Source organism: Streptomyces sp. DT224 (assembly GCF_049844595.1).
Classification (GTDB): Bacteria; Actinomycetota; Actinomycetes; order Streptomycetales; family Streptomycetaceae; genus Streptomyces.
This window is the reverse complement of sequence record NZ_JBNCLI010000011.1, coordinates 97,318-112,436: the sequence shown is the minus strand read 5'-3', so window position 1 is coordinate 112,436 and position 15,119 is coordinate 97,318. Positions and strand designations below refer to the sequence as shown.

Sequence of the window (15,119 nt, the reverse complement as noted above, 5' to 3'; positions counted from 1 at the left end):
CCTTCACAGCGGCCCCATGAGTTGGCTAGCGTGCACGTTCGGACGGCCCGTACCCCCAGAGGCGACCCACGCCGAGCGGGCCACCACGCCGAATCCGGGCCCGCCCGGAACCGGGGACCCACACGCAGTACCGGGGTGAATCGGTCCTTCCCCACCGGACCGTAGGGCAGCCTTCCGTTCCGCCCGAACCCGACAGCTAACCCGGTAGGCGGTCCACGGAAGGAGATGCCGGCCTTGGCGTCGCATCGCAAACCGCGCACCCGGATGCGCTCCACCGTCCCCGCCGTCGGGCTGACCTCGGCCGCGCTGGCCTCGGTGACCCTGCTGTCCTCGCAGAGCGCGATGGCCGCGCCCACGCCGAAGCCGAGCATCGAGGAAGTCCAGAAGAAGGTGGACGACCTCTACCGGCAGGCCGGCAACGCGACCCAGAAGTACAACCAGGCCAAGGAAGCCACGGACAAGCAGAAGGCCAAGGTCGACACGCTGCTCGACGACGTGGCCAAGCGCACCGAGAAGCTGAACGACGCCCGCAGGACGCTGGGCAACTACGCGGCCGCCCAGTACCGCAACGGCGGCCTCGCGCCGACCGCCACCTTCTTCCTGGCCGACGACCCGCAGTCGTTCTTCGACCAGACCCACCTCATGGACCGCATGGCCGAGCGCCAGCAGCAGGCGGTCACGGAGTTCCGTACGCAGCAGACGAAGGCGTCCGAGCAGCGCGCCGCGGCCGTGGAGAGCCTGGAGACGCTGACCGAGTCGCAGGCCGCGCTGCGCACCAGCAAGCAGAACGTCCGGACGAAGCTGACCGAGGCCCGGACGCTGCTGTCGAAGCTGACCGCCGAGGAGAAGGCGCGCCTGGCGGAGCTGGAGCGCAAGAAGGAGGCGGAGGCGAAGCGGAAGGCGGCGGAGCTGGCGAAGAAGCAGGCCGCCGCCAGGAAGGACGCCGAGCGGAAGGCCGAGGCATCGGGCGGCGGCGGAACGCAGACGGGCTCGGGCTCAGGCTCAGAGGCCGGCTCCGGCTCCGGCTCCGGCTCCGGCTCCGGCTCCGGCACCAGCGCGTCCACGAAGGCGGAGAAGGTGCTCGCGTTCGCCCGCGCCCAGATCGGCAAGCCGTACGTCTGGGGGGCGACCGGCCCCTCCTCGTACGACTGCTCGGGGCTGACGCAGGCGGCCTGGAAGGCGGCGGGCGTCGACATCCCGCGCACCACCTGGGACCAGGTGAACGTCGGCACGCGGATCGCCACGGCCGACCTGCAACCGGGTGACCTGGTGTTCTTCTACGACGACATCAGCCACGTCGGGATCTACAAGGGCGACGGGATGATGATCCACGCACCGAAGCCCGGGGCGAACGTGCGCGAGGAGTCGATCTACTACATGCCGATCTACGGGAGTGTGCGCCCCGCCTGACCGCAGACCGCAGAAGAGGGCCGGCCCGCACACGGGCCGGCCCTCTTGCGGCAGCTCAGGTCCGGAGCGTGGCCCAGGTCCGGAGCGTGACTCAGGTCCAAAGTGCGGCTCAGGTCCAAAGTGCGGCTCAGGTCCAGAGCGTGGCGATGAAGATGTTCGCCAGGGTCAGCGCGCCGACCGCCGCGAAGATGCCGTTCTCGACCTTCTCCTCGTCCCGCTTGACGTAGACGAGCCCCAGGATCACGACGAGGAACAGCAGCTTGATCCCGATCTTGACGTTGTTCACGGGGTGGTCGTCGGCCTGGTCCAGGCCGACGAGGGCGACGCCGGTGACGAGCATGGTCAGCGCGCCGTGCAGCATGCCGGGGACGAAACGGGCGGTGCCGGCCTTCATCGCCTTCATCTGACCGAGGAAGCCGCCGAGCAGGGCGGCGATGCCGATGATGTGCAGGGCGACGACGAAATCGATGAGTACGCGCATGGTTCCGCACCCTAGAGCCCTCCCCTCGGATCACTCCGGGCAGGGTGGGGCCTACGGGCCGCTTGAATGATGAATGCACTTTTTGCCTGCTTCTGTGACCCTTTTCCCGGTCACTGATGTTTCACAGCCGGCCATCCGGCGACAATGCCACGCCAAGAGTGGGCAATAGCAGTCATAACGACACCTTCCCGTGACCTCGGATTAGCGTCCCTTCACGGTGGCCGTGGACCAGGACCGTTCTCGCCGGCCACCGGAGGAACCCCGCCGGTACACCCCGCCGGGCCGTCGCACGGAAGGACGCCCGCCCCCGTGGCAGCGCATCGCAAACCCAGGCAGCGCCTCACCACCGCCTCCGCGGCCCGCACCGCGGCGACCCTCGCCGTCGCCGGAGCCGCGACGGCCGCCGTGCTGCCGGGAGCCGCGCACGCGGACCCCGCGCCCACCGCCCGGCAGGTCAAGGCCCAGGTGGACCGGCTGTACCGGGAGGCGGAGGTCGCCACCGAGAAGTACAACGGCGCGAAGTCCGAGGCGACCGCCGCCGCCAAGTCGGTCGACGCCCTGCGCGACGAGGCCGCCCGCCGGACCGCCCGCCTCAACAGCGCCCGCGACGTGCTCGGCGCGTACGCCGCCGCGCAGTACCGGTCCGCCGGGATCGACCCCTCCGTGCAGCTGGCGCTCTCCTCCGACCCCGACCAGTACCTGCGCCGCGCCACCTACGCGGAGCGGGCCGGCGAGCGCCGGGCCGCCGAGGTGCGCTCGGTGCGCCGCCAGGTCGCGGAGATCGCCCAGGTACGCGCCGAAGCGGCCGGGAAGCTCACCGAGCTCGCCTCCCGGCAGGCCGCCCTGAAGGAGCACCGGGCGACCGTCCGCGCCAAGCTGGCCGAGGCCCGCCGCCTGCTCGCCCGCCTCACCCCGGCCGAGCGCGCCGCCTACGACACCTCCGAGAAGGGGCGCGGGGCCGGCCACGCGGACCGGAGCGCACCGCGCGGTGCCGTCGCCGCGCCCAACGCCCGCGCCGCCCAGGCGGTCGCCTTCGCGTACAGCGCGCTGGGCAAGCCGTACGTGTGGGGAGCGACCGGGCCCCACTCCTTCGACTGTTCCGGGCTCACCCAGGCCGCCTGGCGCGCCGCCGGGGTCTCGCTGCCCCGGACCACGTACACCCAGATCAACGCCGGGCAACGCATCCCGCGCTCCCAGCTGGCCCCCGGGGACTTGGTGTTCTTCTACTCGGGCGTCAGCCATGTCGGCCTGTACATCGGGAACGGCCGGATGATCCACGCGCCGCGCCCCGGGGCCCCGGTCCGGATCGCGCCCATCGACGAAATGCCCTTCGCGGGGGCGACCCGGGTGGCATAGGCTCCGGCGCGCCCGACCTCAACGGCCCGAAGGACAACCGAACATGCCGATGGACGCCGACGTCCAGACCCACGCCCGTACGCTCACGCTGCGCTCCCCGGACCATGTCCGCGTCGGGCCGTTCGTGATCCGCTACAACCCGAACTGGTCGCTGAAGTACGCCAACTACGCGATCCCGGACCAGGACGCCGAGCCGACGTCCGGCGAACTCGACGCGCTCATAGCGGCGTTCCGCGAGCGGGACCGGATGCCCCGCCTGGAGTTCCTGCCCGGCTGGGCACCCGCCGTCGAACCGGCGCTCCTCGCGGCCGGGTTCACCGTCGAGAACCGGGCCCCCATCCTCGCCTGCGCCCCCGGCGGCCTGGTGGAGCCGAAGCCGGTCGCGGACCTGGTCGTGGCGGAGCCCGCCACCGAAGCGGAGTTCGCCGCCGCCGCGCTCGTCCAGCACCTGGGCTACGGCGGCGAGGGCGAGCCCGAGGACGGCACGGCGCAGTGGCTGCGCGACGCGGTGGCGGGCGGCGGGGTCGCCGCCCTCGCGACGGCCGGCGGCGCCCCGGCGGGCGCGGGCGGCTGCTCGGTCCCGGTGGACGGCCTCAGCGAGCTGGCGGGCCTGGCGGTCGGCGCGGAGTTCCGCCGCCGGGGCATCGGCGCCGCGCTCTCCGCGCACCTGACGCGCACCGCGTTCGACCGGGGCTGCCGGGTGGTGTGGCTGGAGCCGGGCGACGCCGATGTGGAGCGGATCTACGTCTCCATCGGCTACCGCAGGATCGGCGAGAAGCTGAACATCTCGCTGGACCCGGACAGGCCCTAGACGAGCCGTCGCGCCGTCGCCCAGCGGGTCAGCTCGTGGCGGTTGGAGAGCTGGAGCTTGCGCAGCACCGCCGAGACGTGGGACTCGACCGTCTTCACCGAGATGAACAGCTGCTTCGCGATCTCCTTGTACGCGTATCCCCGGGCGATCAGGCGCAGGACCTCGCGTTCGCGCTGGGTGAGCCGGTCCAGGTCCTCGTCGACCGGGGGCGCGTCCGTGGAAGCGAAGGCGTCGAGGACGAAGCCGGCCAGGCGGGGCGAGAAGACGGCGTCGCCGTCCTGGACCCGGAAGACCGAGTCGACCAGGTCGGTGCCGGTGATCGTCTTGGTGACGTAGCCCCGGGCACCGCCCCGGATGACGCCGATGACGTCCTCGGCGGCGTCCGAGACGGAGAGCGCGAGGAAGCGCACCGGGTTCTCGGCGGCGCCCATCAGCGGCGCGCAGCGGCGCAGCACCTCGACGCCGCCGCCACCGGGGAGGTGGACGTCGAGGAGGACGACCTCGGGGCGGGTCGCCGTGATGACGGTGACCGCCTGGTCGACGTCGGCCGCCTCGCCGACGACCTCGACCCCGGTCTCCTCGGTGCGGCCGATCTCGGCCCGTACGCCGGTGCGGAACATCCGGTGGTCGTCGACGAGCACGACTCGTACCCGGCGCTCCGGGTTCTCCTGGCCCCCGGCCGCCTCACTGGTCCCGTTCATCGCTCGTCCTCTCCATCTCAAGCTCGACCTCGGTGCCCCCGCCGGGCACCGAACGCAGCCGGGCCGTGCCGCCGTTGCGCTGCATCCGGCCGATGATCGATTCTCGTACGCCCATTCTGTCCCCCGGTACGGAGTCCAGGTCGAATCCCGGGCCCCGGTCGCGCACGGAGACGAAGACCGTGCGGCCCTCGACCTCCGCGTAGACCTGGACGGCACCGCCCTCGCCACCGTACTTGGCGGCGTTGACCATCGCCTCGCGTGCGGCCTGCATCTGTGCGGCCAGCTTCTCGTCCAGTGGGCAGTCGCCGACGACGACGACCTCCAGCGGGACACCGTGCTTGTCCTCGACCTCGGCGGCGGCCCGTTTGACGGCCTCGGCCAGCGTCTCCGGCTCGTCGTCCTCGTCCTTGCCGGTGCCCTCGGGGTTGTACAGCCAGTTGCGCAGCTCGCGTTCCTGGGAGCGGGCCAGCCGGCGGACCTCGCCGGCGTCGTCGGCGTTGCGCTGGATCAGGGTGAGGGTGTGCAGCACGGAGTCGTGGACATGGGCGGCGACCTCGGCGCGCTCCTGGGCCCGGATGCGCATGAGGCGTTCCTCGGAGAGGTCCTGGGTCATGCGGACGAGGTAGGGGCCGGCGAGGAGGGCGATGCCGGTGAGCACGGCGATGGCGGCGGTGATGACGTTGCCGAGCTGGGCGGCGGAGCCCCGTACGACCATGAAGACGGCGAGCCCCAGGCCGACGAGGGCGACTCCGGCGAGGGCACGGGCCACGTGCAGGACGCGGCGGCGGCGGCCGACCTCCATCCAGCGTGCGCGGCGGGCGTTGTCCGCCTGGCGCCACACCAGGACGGAGCCGGCGCCGATGAGGAGGCTCGGCCAGATGTAGCGGTCGGCCTTGCTGCCCATGTCGACGTTGCCGACGAAGACGGCGGCGCCGAAGAGCAGCGCGATGAGGGCGAAGACCTGGCCCTTGTCGGGTTTGCGGAGGCGGCGGGTGCCGTCGGGGGCGGTCTCGAAGAGGGACTTGGGTCCTTCCACGCCGCCGACGCCGAGCGGGACCACGATCCAGAACACCGCGTACAGCAGGGCGCCGAGGCCGTCCGCGAAGAACAGCCCGAGGAAGACGAACCGGAGCCAGGCGACCGGGAGTCCGAGGTGTCCGGCGAGCCCGCGCGCCACTCCCCCGAGGAGCCGGCCGTCGGCGCTGCGGTACAGCTTGCGCAGCGGGGGCTCCTCCGGGTCGGGGGCGTGGGAGCTTGCGGCTCGGGTGGTGGCGGCTGGCATGGTCCGATCGTCACATGCCCGTGCGGGCGAGGGCATCAGGGTCGGCCCCCGGTTCCACCCTGAGACCGCGGGGACGCGAGGGCGGGACGGGGCCCGGCATCCCTGAGAGCCGGGCGGGGCAATATCAGGGACCGGCCAGGGTCGGGGCGGGTGCCGGTGCGGCCCGGGGGCCGTCACCATGGAGCCATGACCGTTCCCCAGGACGCGCCGCCCGGCGCCGCACCGCCGACTCCCGAGCCCGCTCCGCGCCTGCACCGCAGCCCGCGGCACAAGGTGGTGGCGGGGGTGTGCGGCGGGCTGGGCCGGTACTGCGACGTCGATCCGGTGATCTTCCGGATCGTGCTCGGGGTGCTGTCGGTGACCGGTGGCTTCGGGCTGATCTTCTACGGCTTCGCCTGGCTGCTGATCCCGGCGGAGGGCGAGGACGAGAACGAGGCGCGGCGGCTGCTGTCGGGGCGGGTCGAGCTGGCTGCGCTGAGCGCGGTGCTGTGCGCGCTGATCGGCTGCGGTCTCTTCCTGTCGATGCTGGGGAACGGCGGCACGCTGGCGTTCTCGGCGATGCTGTCGATCGCGGTCCTCGGCTTCTCCATGTGGACGCAGGCGCGCAAGACGGCCGACCCGCAGGACCCGCTGCACCAGGCGGCCGCGCAGGCGGCGTCGGACGCGCCGCCCGAGGTCATGGCGCCGCCCACGCTGTCCTGGCCGTCCTGGTGGCGCGACCCCATAGTCAAGGACGGGTCGACGGGAAAGGTGGCGATCGGCTATCTGTGGGGGCCGCACGACACCGCCGTCGCCGGGGAGCCGCGCGGGGCGACGCCCGACGCCCCGTTCCGCCCGCCGCCGCCCCGGTCGCGGGAGGTGCGGGGGCCGCGCTCGATCGCCGGCCCGGCGTTCCTCGGCGCACTGCTCGCGGGCGGTCTCGGTACGGGGCTGACCTGGGAGTCCCAGCCGCTGGGCACGAGCCTGGAGATCGGCCTCGCCGCCGCGCTCGGGGTGTTCGGCCTGGCGATGCTGGTCAGCGCGTTCGTCGGGCGGACCGGCTTCGGCACCCTGCTGCTGGCGATGATCACGTCCGGGCTGCTGGTGGGTGCCGCGTCGCTGCCCAAGGACATCGGCACGGACTGGGTGCGCGAGAAGTGGCGCCCGGCGTCCGTCGCCGCCGTCCAGCCGTTGTACGCGATCGGCGCGGGCCAGGCCGAGCTGGACCTGACCCGGATCACGGTGCCCAGGGGCGACACAGTGCGGACCCGGGTGGCGGCCCGGGCCGGCCGGGTGCTGGTGCACGTCCCGCCGGAGGTCACCGTCCGGGTGCACGCGCGGACCCGGTTCGGCGCGCTCGTGGTGGTGGACGGGCGGCACAAGGGCGATCTGGACATCCGGGCCACGCAGGACCAGCGCAGGACGCTGTCGCCGGCCGAGGGCAGCACCCCGGGCGGCACCGTCGACCTGGATCTGGAAGTGGACTACGGACAGCTGGAGGTCAATCGTGCCGCGTCATGAGTTCCGGCCGGGCCGGGCCGTCACGGGCCTGGTGATGCTGGCCCTGGCCGCCGGATACGCGGCGGACGCGGCGGGCGCCTGGGACGCCCCGCCGCAGTTCTTCATCGCGCTGTTCGGCGGCGGGCTGTGGACGGCCGCCTGGGTCACCCTGATCGGCTACCGCATCCGCCGCCGGCGCGCCGCGAAGAGCGCGTCCAGCGAGAGCGACGGGGCCCCGCCCAGCAGCAGCGGCAGCCACGCCATGAGGTAGATCAGGTCGTTGCCGAGGTAGTACGGGGAGACCTGCCAGCTGACGGTCAGCCACAGGCTCAGCGAGATGAGGGCGCCGCCGAGTGCGGCGATCCTCGTCCACAGGCCGAGGAGGGTGCCGATGCCCACGGCCAGCTCGCCGATCGCGATCGCGTATCCGAAGCCGGACGGGCTGTGCAGCGCCAGGTCGACCAGGCCGGGGATCGCGGCGGAGTCGCGCACGGCGTGCATCTGCTCGCCGATCGCCCCGGGGCCGCTGGCGTGGAAGAACGCGCTGTCGGTGAGTTTGTCGAGCCCCGCGTACACGAAGGTGACGCCGAGGAAGATCCGCAGCGGCAGCAGGGCGTGCTCCCGCGCCAGGTCCCGCAGGCTGCTGCCCTCGCCCTGGACCCGTCCCAGGCCCCGCCCGTTACCGCCGTACCCGTACATGCTGCTCCCGCCTTCCGCGGCCGTGCCGTCGCTGCGGCCGCCCGGTCGCAGCCACCGGACCGTGCGGTCCGTCACCCGACCTTACGTACGAACGCGGCGAAAGCGTTCAGCGCGGTCCGGGTTCGCGGAAAGGGACCGGATCAGTCGGTGACGTCGATGGTGACCGGGGCGGTCTCCGTGCCCGCGGCCGTCACGACCTGCACCTCGACCACGCCCGGCTCCACCTCGACCGGCACCGGCACGGTCAGCAGCGTGTCGGAGGGGTTCGCGAAGCCTCCGGCGACCGGCACCAGCGGGACGTGGACGTGCACGGTCCCGATCCGCACCACGACCCGGGCCAGCCGGTCCGGGGCCCCCGCGCCCGGCGGCACGAATCCGGCGCCCCGGATCTCGATGTCGTCCCCGGTCCGGATCGGCGCGTCCAGGTCGCCCGCCTCCCGGGACCGGACGACGGAGAGCACGACGGGCCGGCCGCCCTCGCCGTACTTGCCGGTGAAGTAGACGGCCGCCGAGACCGCCACCAGGAGGGCGAGGCCCCACGGCAGGTCGGGCAGTTGCTCGGGCCTGCGGGCCAGGCGGACCGCGGCGAAGACCACGGCGACCGTGGACACCAGCACGTACTGCACGTCCGTGAAGCCACCGCGCCCCGAGTCGTCGGTGAGCAGGTCCGCCGCGCGCGGCCGGTCGGCGCGCAGCTTCTGGAGCCGCCCCGACAGCACCCGTACGCTCACCACCCGGCGCACGGCCACCGCCACGGCGCACACCAGCGCCAGCACGGCCACGATTCCGGCGCCGCGCGCCAGGTCCAGCCCCTCGATCAGCTCGTCGCGCCGGGCGTGCCCGGAGGCGGCGGCCAGTTCCAGGGCGAGGACGAGCACGGAGAACACGGCGAGCAGCACCCAGGACGCGGCGACCGCGCGGGAGGTGGAGAGCCGGTTGTCCTCGCCGATCAGCGGGGCGAGGAGGCCGCCGCGGGCCCGGTGGACGTGGGCGGCGGCGGTCAGCAGTGCGGCGGTGACCAGTCCGGCGACGAGTCCGGCGGTACGGGCGTGCGTCCAGCCCGCCCCGATCGCGGTGGCGGCCTCGGCGAGGGCGAGGACGGCGAGGCCGCCCCAGACGACGACCAGGGTGCGCTGCCACACCCGGTACAGCCAGGCGTCCCCGGCCTCGCGGCCCCGGTCGGCCACCTCGCGCGCGGACTCGGTCAGCTCGTCGGAGACCCACTGCCGGGTCGCGGACGCCGACTGGGCGACCCCGGCGGGCAGTCCCTGTCCGGCGGCGAACCCGTCGCGCTTGGCCAGGAAGGCGGCCACCGCGCGCCGGTGTCCCTGGCGCGCCCCGTGCGGGCAGTCCCCGCAGGTGCAGCCGCCGCCGTGCGCGCCCTGTCGTGCCTCGTCCAACGCCACGGAGAACGCCGCCCTTTCCCGCCCCTGTCGCCACCCCGGGGCAGCCAACTCGTCTGTGAACGCAGCGAATTGTGCCGTACGGGGCGGCGGTCCGCCGCATCGGGGCGCACCGGAGGGGCACCTTCGCCAGCGTGTTCGATACCCGCTCAGGCGCTGAGCACGAGGTAGGCCAGGCCGAGCGTGCCCCGGTAGCCGCCGTAGTAGCCGGTGCGCCGCTCGTCCACGGCGGCGACGACCCCGTCGCGCAGGGGATGGTCCGGGTGGGCCAGGGCCCAGCGCTCGCCCCGGCCGATGTTGGCGTTCGACTCGAAGAGGTCCCACTCGCGCCGGTCGGCGGCGGTCACCTGGAGCGCCCGCAGCCCCGCCGCCTCGGCCTGCCGGATCAGGTCGAGCAGCGAGCCGAAGTCGCCGGGTTCGGCGCCGAGTCCGGCCAGCGCCGCCTCGTCCGGCTCCCGCTCCCAGAACCCCTCGCCGAACAGGACCCGTCCGCCGGGCCGTACGGACGCCCGCAGCGCGGCCAGGGCCTCGGCGGTCCCGCCGGGCCAGGCGTGCGAGGCGCCGATGGACACGGCCAGGTCGTATCCCCGCTCCGGCCACTCGGCGGCGGGCACCTCGTGGAACCGTACGCGCTCCGCGAGCCCCCGCTCCCCGACGAGCGCCCGCCCGCGTGCGACGGCCTCCGGGTCGGTCTCGACGCCGTCCCCGGTGCTCCCGGGCGCGGACTCCACCAGGCGCATCAGCAGCTCGCCCCAGCCGCTGCCGAGGTCCACGACGCGCGCACCGGGCGCGGGGGCGCAGGCGGCGACCAGCTGGGCGGCGTGCTCGTCGGAGAGCGGGGTGTTCCAGGTCAGGCGGTCGTTGTGGGCGGCGGACATCAGGGCGCGGATCTCATCGGCGGACATGGGGCGGGAGCCTGCCACGGGCGCCCCGGTGCCCGCCACGCGTTTTCGCGCACCCCGGAAACGGCGATGCCGCCGCCCGGTACGCCGGGTGGCGGCATCGTCAGGGTCCTGCGGGGACGGTCACTCCCACTCGATGGTCCCCGGCGGCTTGCTCGTCACATCGAGCACCACGCGGTTGACGTCGGCGACCTCGTTGGTGATGCGGGTGGAGATCTTCGCCAGGGTCTCGTACGGCAGCCGGGACCAGTCGGCGGTCATGGCGTCCTCGGAGGAGACCGGGCGCAGCACGATCGGGTGGCCGTAGGTGCGGCCGTCGCCCTGGACGCCGACGCTGCGGACGTCCGCGAGCAGGACCACCGGGCACTGCCAGATGTCGCGGTCCAGGCCGGCGGCGGTCAGCTCCTCGCGGGCGATGGCGTCGGCCTCGCGCAGCAGGTCGAGCCGGTCCTTGGTGACCTCGCCGACGATGCGGATGCCGAGGCCCGGGCCGGGGAAGGGCTGGCGCTGGACGATCTCGTCCGGCAGGCCGAGCTCCTGGCCGACCATGCGGACCTCGTCCTTGAACAGCTGGCGCAGCGGCTCGACCAGCTCGAACTCGATGTCCTCGGGCAGGCCGCCCACGTTGTGGTGGGACTTGATGTTGGCGGTGCCGGTGCCGCCGCCGGACTCCACGACGTCCGGGTAGAGCGTGCCCTGCACGAGGAAGGCGACCTCGGGGCCGTCCTCCTGGAGGATCTCCAGCTGGGCCTGCTCGAAGACCCGGATGAACTCGCGGCCGATGATCTTCCGCTTCTGCTCCGGGTCGGACACGCCGGCCAGGGCGTCGAGGAAGCGCTTCTCGGCGTCGACCACCTTGAGCTTCGCGCCGGTCGCGGCGACGAAGTCCTTCTCGACCTGCTCGGTCTCGCCCTTGCGCATCAGGCCGTGGTCGACGTACACGCAGGTGAGCTGGGAGCCGATGGCCTTCTGGACGAGGGCGGCGGCGACGGCGGAGTCCACGCCGCCGGACAGGCCGCAGATGGCGCGCTTGTCGCCGACCTGGGCGCGGATCGCGGCGACCTGCTCCTCGATCACGTTGCCCGTGGTCCAGCTGGGCTCGATGCCCGCGCCCCGGTACAGGAAGTGCTCCAGGACCTGCTGGCCGTGCGTGGAGTGCATGACCTCGGGGTGGTACTGGACGCCGTAGAGCTTCTTCTCGTCGTTCTCGAAGGCGGCGACCGGGACGACGTCCGTGGACGCGGTGACGGTGAAGCCCTCGGGGGCGGCGGAGCAGGCGTCGCCGTGCGACATCCACACCGACTGCTCGTCCGGGGTGCCCTCGAAGAGGGTGGAGCCGGACTTGGAGACGGTGAGCGGGGTGCGGCCGTACTCGCGGGCGCCGTTGTCGTCCACGGTGCCGCCGAGCGTGGTCGCCATCAGCTGGAAGCCGTAGCACATGCCGAAGACGGGGACCCCGGCCTCGAAGAGCGCGCGGTCCAGCGAGGGCGCGCCCTCGGCGTAGACGGAGGAGGGGCCGCCGGAGAGGATGATCGCGCGGGGGTTCTTGGCCAGCATCTCGGCCACCGGCATCGTGGACGGCACGATCTCGCTGTAGACCCGGGCCTCACGGACGCGGCGGGCGATGAGCTGGGCGTACTGCGCGCCGAAGTCGACTACCAGGACCACGTCGGTGGTGGTGTCGGGGGCGGCGGGGGGTGCTGCTGGCACGGGCGGCCTTCCGGCGGTGGAGAGGGGTCGGTCCTCCAATTCTACCGGCGGCCGGAAGTGACCTGCCCCGGTCCGGGCCAGGGCCCCGGGGCGTGCGGCGTCTCACGATCCGGGCCGGGCGTGGGCCCGGCGGGCACGAGGGTCCATACTGACCCCATGCGTCAGCACACGATCTTCGTCTTTACCTATGGCATCCGGCCCGCCGGCTGCCATGGTCGTGCTGCTTGAGCAACTGACAAGCAACGTTCCAGGCGCCCCGGGCCGACAGGCCCGGGGCGTTCTGCGTTCCGGGCCCGTCCGGCCCCGGGGTGCCGCATCCCACCGGGAGACCGTCATGAGCAGCACCACCACCCCCGCCGCGACGACCGCCGCCGAGGCGACCGGCGCCCGCACCGATGAGGCGGCGTCCCTGATCGGCGACGCCCGCACCCGTATCGACGCCCTCGACGACCGGATCATCGGGCTCGTCCAGGAGCGGATGGCGGTCTCGGCGGTGATCCAGGAGGCCCGGATGACGTCGGGCGGCCGCCGGGTCAACCTGTCCCGCGAGACGGAGATCCTGGTCCGGTACCGCGAGGCGCTGGGCAAGCCGGGGACCTCGCTGGCGATGACGCTCCTGGAGCTGTGCCGGGGCCGGGTCTGAGCGGCGCTCCCCCGCCGTATCCCAGTTCGGGCGGAGTCTCACCCGTACGGCGCGTGACCGGGCCCTGCGCGGCTTCGTTGGTCCCGGTGTCCGCGTCGGCCAGGGGCGGATCTTCAGGGGAACCACACGTGGCTCCGCCGGGGTGCGTGGCGTACGTGTACGCCGTGGGACCGCGCACCGGCGTGCGTGACCGGTCGGCAGGGGACAGCAGCCCGGTCACTCGGAGGGACCGCCAGGTCTCTCCAGGGAAACGGCCGGCTCCGGGGACGCCCGGGGCCGGCCGTTTCTCCGTGTGCGGGATCAGCGCGTGGCGCGCCGCCTCGACACGGTGAGCAGGACGCCGCCCGCGAGCAGCGCGACGAGGGCCGCGCCGGACGCGGCGAGGGCGGTGGTGCCGGTGGAGGCGAGCGAGCCGCCCGTGTCACCGGAGCCGGAGCCCGTCGTGCCGGAGGTGCCGTTGCCGCCGGAGCCGCCCGCGCTGCCCGAGCCGCCGGTTCCGCCGTTGGTGCCGCTCGTGCCCGCCGAGGACGAGCCGCCCGTGGCCGTCGAGCCGCCGCTGCCGGAGCCGCCCGTCGTGGCGTGCCCGTCCTCGCCGTTGAGCTCCACCCATGCCTTGTTGTTGGCGGGCTTCGGGTCGAAGGGCAGCGCGGGCGCCTGGAGGTGGGTGTTGCGGACGACGACCGCGCCGTTGCTGCCGGGGTCCGCCGAGACGAGCTTCAGCCGGAAGGGCAGGGCGAGGTCGGCGTCCTCCAGGACGGACATGGGCGTGGAGCAGAAGTAGCGCGGGGCCTTCTCCTGGTTCTCGCGGTACTCGCCGGACGCGGTCACGCCCCGGCAGGCGTCCGGCTTGGAGACGACGTGGCTGCCGTGGGGCACGGTGAAGTCCACGGTGGCGACGTCCTCGCCGGAGCGGATGTAGCCGATCCAGGCGGGGCCCTTGTTACGGAAGCCCAGGGTCACGTCGACGGTGTCGCCCGCCTCGCCCGCGGCCCGGTCGCCGTAGGCCGCGAAGTCGGCGGTGTTCGTGGTCCGGAAGTCGGCGTCCTGCTGGTTGTCCGAAGGGTCCAGGTCGGCCGGGCGGACGGCCGGGGCCATGCGCAGGGCCGGCTTCGCGCCCGTGCCGGGGCTGAAGCGGGCGCCGGAGCGCAGCGCCGCGCGGGCATCGGTGCCGTCCTCCTCGATCCGGTAGAGGAAGGTGTCGTAGAGCGCGCGCTCGGTGGCCCGCAGCACGGGCGGCACGTCCAGCGTGTACGTGGCGCCGGGCTCGAAGCTGCCGGGGAAGGTGCAGAGCGCGGTGGACCACGCGCCCGGGCCCATTCCCAGGTCCTCCTCGCTGTACTCGCAGTTCTGGTAGCGCTCGGTGAATTCCAGGCCGCGCGTGTTGCGCAGGGTGAGCAGGACGCCCCGGGCGGCGCGGGTGCCGTTGTTGGTGAAGGTGATGGGCACCGGCTGGCTGTCGCCGGGCTTCAGCTCCGTCCTGAGCGGCAGCCGCTTCATCGACAGGTCGGGCCCGCCGACCGACACGTGCGCGGTGAACGGCCGGAAGGTGGCGCCCTCCGCCCCGGCGGTGACCTCGATGGTGCCGGAGTCGCCCTCCTCGCTGCCCTGGGCGGCGCTGATCCGGAGTCCGGCGAGGCTGCTCAGGCCGGGCCGGATCCCGTAGTCGTGGCAGACGGCGGTGGTCCCGGTCCGCTCGCAGTCCAGGCCGCCTTCCCCGTCGAAGGAGACGTCCGCGACGCCCGCCAGCGTCCCGAAGTCGAAGCGCACCGTGTACTCGCCCTGGAAGGCGCCGTTCTCCTCGTCCTCCGAGGGGTTGGTCACCGTGACGTCGAGGCTCGCCCTCCGCGGGGTGCCCGTGGCCGGATAAGGGTGCAGGGCCGTCTCGGCCGGGCCGCCGATCGTGAACTCGGGGTCGGCCGCCCGCGCGGGGCTGCTCAGCGTGAGCAGACCGCCCGCCAGCAGGCCGGCCGAGGCGACGATGCCCGCCGCACGGCGGAACGGAGGCGTGCTTCTCATCTCGGGCCCTCGGGGTCGTCGGGAGCTGTGTGATCGCTGTGGCGGCGACAGGGGGTACGACCGGGGGCGCCGGGGAAAAGTTGCCCGGAATCAGATCACGGATCGGGTACGACAAGCGGGGCACTCCGAGAGTGACCCACCTCACATAAGGATTTCATCAGTGGGAGGACAACCATCGGGGGGCCCGGCAGGTCATGCATGCGGAACACCGGTTGTCGGTTGTCGT

14 protein-coding genes and 1 riboswitch are annotated in these 15,119 nt (G+C 73.4%); of the genes, 6 read left to right on the top strand and 8 right to left on the bottom strand.

Translation table 11 applies throughout. The features are described from left to right. The first annotated feature begins 76 nt into the window (after positions 1-76). A riboswitch (cyclic di-AMP (ydaO/yuaA leader) is annotated at positions 77-227 on the top strand. Positions 228-234: 7 nt separating this feature from the next. Then, the gene (locus ACLQ2N_RS26740; protein WP_425816680.1) at positions 235-1,410 is read left to right on the top strand and encodes an NlpC/P60 family protein; all 1,176 of its coding nucleotides are present in this window, start codon (positions 235-237) and stop codon (positions 1,408-1,410) included. Between the two features lie 127 nt (positions 1,411-1,537). Here ACLQ2N_RS26740 and ACLQ2N_RS26735 read toward each other — a convergent pair whose 3' ends face one another. Next, positions 1,538-1,891: a hypothetical protein gene (locus ACLQ2N_RS26735; protein WP_425816678.1), complete on the bottom strand. Its 354-nt coding sequence runs from the start codon at positions 1,889-1,891 to the stop codon at positions 1,538-1,540. Positions 1,892-2,200: 309 nt separating this feature from the next. Between ACLQ2N_RS26735 and ACLQ2N_RS26730 the strand changes: the two genes are divergently transcribed. Together ACLQ2N_RS26730 and ACLQ2N_RS26725 are read left to right on the top strand one after the other, a co-directional pair. Further along, positions 2,201-3,247, top strand: coding sequence for an NlpC/P60 family protein (locus tag ACLQ2N_RS26730; RefSeq protein WP_425816676.1), 1,047 nt, complete (start codon positions 2,201-2,203; stop codon positions 3,245-3,247). Positions 3,248-3,290: 43 nt separating this feature from the next. Beyond that, positions 3,291-4,058, top strand: a complete 768-nt coding sequence (locus ACLQ2N_RS26725; RefSeq protein ID WP_425816674.1) for a GNAT family N-acetyltransferase — start codon at positions 3,291-3,293, stop codon at positions 4,056-4,058. Here ACLQ2N_RS26725 and ACLQ2N_RS26720 read toward each other — a convergent pair. Further along, positions 4,055-4,759, bottom strand: a complete 705-nt coding sequence (locus tag ACLQ2N_RS26720; protein ID WP_425816672.1) for a LuxR C-terminal-related transcriptional regulator — start codon at positions 4,757-4,759, stop codon at positions 4,055-4,057. The genes ACLQ2N_RS26725 and ACLQ2N_RS26720 overlap by 4 nt on opposite strands. After that, complete coding sequence (locus tag ACLQ2N_RS26715) at positions 4,743-6,041, bottom strand: PspC domain-containing protein (protein WP_425816670.1); 1,299 nt, start codon at positions 6,039-6,041, stop codon at positions 4,743-4,745. The genes ACLQ2N_RS26720 and ACLQ2N_RS26715 overlap by 17 nt, the downstream gene beginning before the upstream one ends. 186 nt (positions 6,042-6,227) lie before the next feature. On the opposite strand from ACLQ2N_RS26715, the gene ACLQ2N_RS26710 reads away from it, so the two are divergent. Both ACLQ2N_RS26710 and ACLQ2N_RS26705 read left to right on the top strand, forming a co-directional pair. After that, positions 6,228-7,541, top strand: a complete 1,314-nt coding sequence (locus ACLQ2N_RS26710; protein ID WP_425816668.1) for a PspC domain-containing protein — start codon at positions 6,228-6,230, stop codon at positions 7,539-7,541. Beyond that, the gene (locus ACLQ2N_RS26705) at positions 7,528-7,791 is read left to right on the top strand and encodes a hypothetical protein (RefSeq protein ID WP_425816666.1); all 264 of its coding nucleotides are present in this window, start codon (positions 7,528-7,530) and stop codon (positions 7,789-7,791) included. The genes ACLQ2N_RS26710 and ACLQ2N_RS26705 overlap by 14 nt, the downstream gene beginning before the upstream one ends. On the opposite strand, the gene ACLQ2N_RS26700 is transcribed toward ACLQ2N_RS26705, so the two are convergent. The 4 genes from ACLQ2N_RS26700 to guaA form a co-directional block, all read right to left on the bottom strand. Then, the gene (locus ACLQ2N_RS26700) at positions 7,698-8,219 is read right to left on the bottom strand and encodes a DoxX family protein (RefSeq protein ID WP_425817103.1); all 522 of its coding nucleotides are present in this window, start codon (positions 8,217-8,219) and stop codon (positions 7,698-7,700) included. The two genes, ACLQ2N_RS26705 and ACLQ2N_RS26700, sit on opposite strands and share 94 nt — an antisense overlap. Before the next feature lie 140 nt (positions 8,220-8,359). Beyond that, the gene (locus ACLQ2N_RS26695; RefSeq protein WP_425816664.1) at positions 8,360-9,625 is read right to left on the bottom strand and encodes a hypothetical protein; all 1,266 of its coding nucleotides are present in this window, start codon (positions 9,623-9,625) and stop codon (positions 8,360-8,362) included. A gap of 146 nt (positions 9,626-9,771) precedes the next feature. Next, on the bottom strand, positions 9,772-10,527 hold the full coding sequence (locus tag ACLQ2N_RS26690; protein WP_425816662.1) for an SAM-dependent methyltransferase: 756 nt from the start codon (positions 10,525-10,527) through the stop codon (positions 9,772-9,774). A 120-nt stretch (positions 10,528-10,647) separates the two neighbouring features. Continuing rightward, a complete protein-coding gene (guaA, locus tag ACLQ2N_RS26685; protein WP_425816660.1) occupies positions 10,648-12,234 on the bottom strand; it encodes a glutamine-hydrolyzing GMP synthase in 1,587 nt (528 codons plus the stop codon). 334 nt (positions 12,235-12,568) lie between these two features. Here guaA and ACLQ2N_RS26680 point away from each other — a divergent pair, with 334 nt between their 5' ends. After that, positions 12,569-12,877: a chorismate mutase gene (locus ACLQ2N_RS26680; protein WP_425816658.1), complete on the top strand. Its 309-nt coding sequence runs from the start codon at positions 12,569-12,571 to the stop codon at positions 12,875-12,877. 300 nt (positions 12,878-13,177) lie between these two features. Here ACLQ2N_RS26680 and ACLQ2N_RS26675 read toward each other — a convergent pair whose 3' ends face one another. Next, on the bottom strand, positions 13,178-14,893 hold the full coding sequence (locus ACLQ2N_RS26675; RefSeq protein WP_425816657.1) for a peptidase: 1,716 nt from the start codon (positions 14,891-14,893) through the stop codon (positions 13,178-13,180). Positions 14,894-15,119: the final 226 nt, after the last annotated feature.

Bases quoted from the DNA above. Each gene is read 5' to 3' on its own strand.
- ACLQ2N_RS26735 (WP_425816678.1), bottom strand. From the start codon at position 1,891: ATGCGCGTACTCATCGATTTCGTCGTCGCCCTGCACATCATCGGCATC.
- ACLQ2N_RS26725 (WP_425816674.1), top strand. From the start codon at position 3,291: ATGCCGATGGACGCCGACGTCCAGACCCACGCCCGTACGCTCACGCTG.
- ACLQ2N_RS26720 (WP_425816672.1), bottom strand. From the start codon at position 4,759: ATGAACGGGACCAGTGAGGCGGCCGGGGGCCAGGAGAACCCGGAGCGC.
- ACLQ2N_RS26715 (WP_425816670.1), bottom strand. From the start codon at position 6,041: ATGCCAGCCGCCACCACCCGAGCCGCAAGCTCCCACGCCCCCGACCCG.
- ACLQ2N_RS26710 (WP_425816668.1), top strand. From the start codon at position 6,228: ATGACCGTTCCCCAGGACGCGCCGCCCGGCGCCGCACCGCCGACTCCC.
- ACLQ2N_RS26700 (WP_425817103.1), bottom strand. From the start codon at position 8,219: ATGTACGGGTACGGCGGTAACGGGCGGGGCCTGGGACGGGTCCAGGGC.
- ACLQ2N_RS26690 (WP_425816662.1), bottom strand. From the start codon at position 10,527: ATGTCCGCCGATGAGATCCGCGCCCTGATGTCCGCCGCCCACAACGAC.
- ACLQ2N_RS26680 (WP_425816658.1), top strand. From the start codon at position 12,569: ATGAGCAGCACCACCACCCCCGCCGCGACGACCGCCGCCGAGGCGACC.
- ACLQ2N_RS26675 (WP_425816657.1), bottom strand. From the start codon at position 14,893: ATGAGAAGCACGCCTCCGTTCCGCCGTGCGGCGGGCATCGTCGCCTCG.